This window comes from Raineyella sp. (assembly GCF_034933565.1).
In the GTDB taxonomy this organism is placed as follows: Bacteria; Actinomycetota; Actinomycetes; order Propionibacteriales; family Propionibacteriaceae; genus Raineyella.
The window spans coordinates 1-2,650 of sequence record NZ_JAYFNG010000056.1; the positions used below are offsets into that span (position 1 = coordinate 1).

Genomic DNA, 2,650 nt, shown 5'->3' on the forward strand with positions numbered 1-2,650 from the left:
GCGGCGGGCAGCGACCTCCGCGGACACCGACTCGGCGAGGCCGGACAGGATCTGGGCGAGGCCATCGGCCCGCTTCTGCGCCGCGAGGATCAAGGTGGCTGCCACCAGGTCACCGGTCGAGTCGTTGAACTGGTCGGCGAACGCGCGGAGCGCCTCGGCTGTGTTCCACCGAGATCTAATGCGGCTCACCAGGGTGGTCACCTCCGGACGGATGACGTCGGGTGTCGTGCGCAGCGTGGCGACCAAGGCGCCCTCAAGACCGACTCCCACGGTGATAACGCCAGCCAGGTTGCGCGTCCACTCAGCCAGGCCTTCGAGGCGCTCGATCGTGTGGGACTCGTCCGAGACTCCAAGGAGCACCGGCAGGCCGATCGCCGCGAGTGGGAAGAGCACGATGGCGATCACCCAGCCCGACAGCAAGGCCACCAGGACGCCGGCTACCGCCGCCAGCAGACCGGAGATCAGGACGCGGCGGGGGACGACTGCGAGCCGAGTCAGGAGCCGGGGCGTCTTCGGGGCGCCCGTCGGGACCGGCACTCGCCGAAGCCCTGCGACCAGCCCCATCACGCCACCGACGCCGAGGACGCTCACCAGCGCGGGGACGAGCGGGTTCATGCGACGCCTCCGTGCCGCTGCGCCTCCAGGAGGAACTCGTTCGCCGTGAACCCGTGGACGGTCAGCATCCGGAGGTGGTCGGGCAGCACGAAGGCGACAGCCGGGCCGTCGGGGTCGCTCCTGAAGACGGTGGTCGCGGCGTAGCCGGCGGATTCCTCGCCCGGCGTGATCGCCAGGACCTCGTCGACCACACGCCGCTTGCGGACCGAGCCGTCGCGACCGCGCACGTACATGGACCGCAGCTGCACCACCAGACCGAGGCAGCGAGCCAGCTTCATCACGGCCGAGTCGCGGGTGAACTCCCCGGACTGCATCGCGCAGCTGACCAGTTTCTCCATCGTGTCGGACGCCGACGCGGCGTGCGTCGTCGACAGAGAGCCGGACCCCGACTCCATGGCCATGATCATCTGCGCGACCTCGCGTCCGCGCACCTCGCCCACGATCTGGCGGTCGAGCGCGTACCGGAAGGAGGCGTGCATGCCGTACTGCAAGGTGAACTCGTTCACCGGACGTCCGTCGGGACCTCGCTCGCCCGAACCCGGACGCGCTTCCCACGAGAACACGACGGGGTGCTCGTCGACCAACTGCTCCAAACCCAGCTCCCTCTCGGTCTCGAAGGTGCCGAGCACCTCCTCCGGGCCGATCTCGGCACACAAGGCGCGCAGCAGGGTCGTCTTCCCGTCGCCCTGTTGGCCGGAGACCACGATCGACAACCGTGCCTTCACCGCGGCCGCGAGGAAGGAGGCCAGCAAGGGGCTCACCGTGTCCAGGCCCACGAGGTCGTCGAGGGTGATGCGCACCAGGCGGTGCCTTCGGATCACCACGCTCGGACGATGGGTGACGAACGCGGACGCCGCCAGGCGAGCACCGTCCAGGTTCAGGTGGAGGTCCGGGTTGGCGTCCGAGAACACGCGAGGCGGATCGGCCCTTGAGGCCAGGTCCTGCAGGAGCTGAATCAGTTCCTCGTCGGACGCCGCCACCGGCGGGCCCGGCACCTTCTCGCCGCCCACCAGATCCAGGAAGACCCGGTCGTGGCCGACGACGATGATGTTCTCGACATCCGCCCGATCCACCAGGGGCTGCAACCTGCCGAGCCCGAACATCAGATCGAACACCGCCTGCGCCAGAGCATCTTGCGCGGTGGCGGAACTGACGGAGCCGTGGACGGCGAAGCGAGCCTCCGTCGCCTCCTGGACGACCTGCATGATCACGGCCCGCCCCAGCTCCTGGCGGGAAGCCTCGTCCACGAACGGCGACTGCGCCGCACGCTCGGAGAAGCGCTTGGACGCCAGCGTGCGCAGTTCCGATGCCTCGTCCCAATCCACCTCGGACGAGTGATCCGTGGGCGATCCCATTCGTCCCACCTTCGCCTCCCGGCCGACCACACGAAGGGAGGACGGTGAGGGCGTCGGGGCGACGCCCGTCGGCAGGGTGAACCCAGAGCGGACGCGGCCCGGCCGTGCCGGATCGGTGCCGTCGGCGAAGGCGGTGAACAGGGGCACGCTGGCCAGGTCGGGCCTTTCCCAGGTGGGCTGCGGCTGCTTGGTCATCGTTCCGCCCCCGTCCTGGTGCGCGTCGGCGCGTCCTCCGTGCGCGGCGCCAGGGCCCGAAGCGACTCACCCAACGCCACCACCGACCGAGGTAGCGGCGAACGCTCGAACCGACGCTGAGGCTCCCCATGGGACCACCACCGCGCGGCGTCTGGATCCCACGCGACCTCGCTAAGCACCGGTACGCCCAAGGTCTTGGCGACCTCGGACGTGCTGTACCGACGTGCCGGCCCTGCAATGACCAACCTCACGTCGCCCGACGACCCTTGCTGGAGGCCCGGTAGCCATGATCGGACCCGGGCCAGCTCGGGCAAGCCGGTTCCCGTCACCACCAGAGTCACGTCCGACTCCGAGATCAGCGGCTCGGGGCTGCCGACCATGCCCAGCCGGCCGGCGTCCACGACGATGTCCACGCCCGTGTCGACCTCGAGTCCACGCAAGGCGTCCAGGAGCGAGTCCCACACGCCCAGGAGGGACGCTGCCTG

The 2,650-nt window shown here is 69.9% G+C and carries 2 protein-coding genes and 1 pseudogene; all 3 read right to left on the reverse strand.

Annotated elements, in window-relative coordinates; genetic code table 11:
• The coding region (locus VB059_RS13930; RefSeq protein WP_323422577.1) for a hypothetical protein at positions 1-615 on the reverse strand (615 nt) is incomplete at its 3' end.
• A complete protein-coding gene (locus VB059_RS13935; RefSeq protein WP_323422578.1) occupies positions 612-1,970 on the reverse strand; it encodes a CpaF family protein in 1,359 nt (452 codons plus the stop codon). The genes VB059_RS13930 and VB059_RS13935, both read right to left, overlap by 4 nt.
• Positions 1,971-2,161: 191 nt before the next feature.
• Positions 2,162-2,650: pseudogene (locus tag VB059_RS13940) on the reverse strand (hypothetical protein); the annotation flags it as partial.

Bases quoted from the DNA above. Each gene is read 5' to 3' on its own strand.
- VB059_RS13935 (WP_323422578.1), bottom strand. From the start codon at position 1,970: ATGGGATCGCCCACGGATCACTCGTCCGAGGTGGATTGGGACGAGGCA.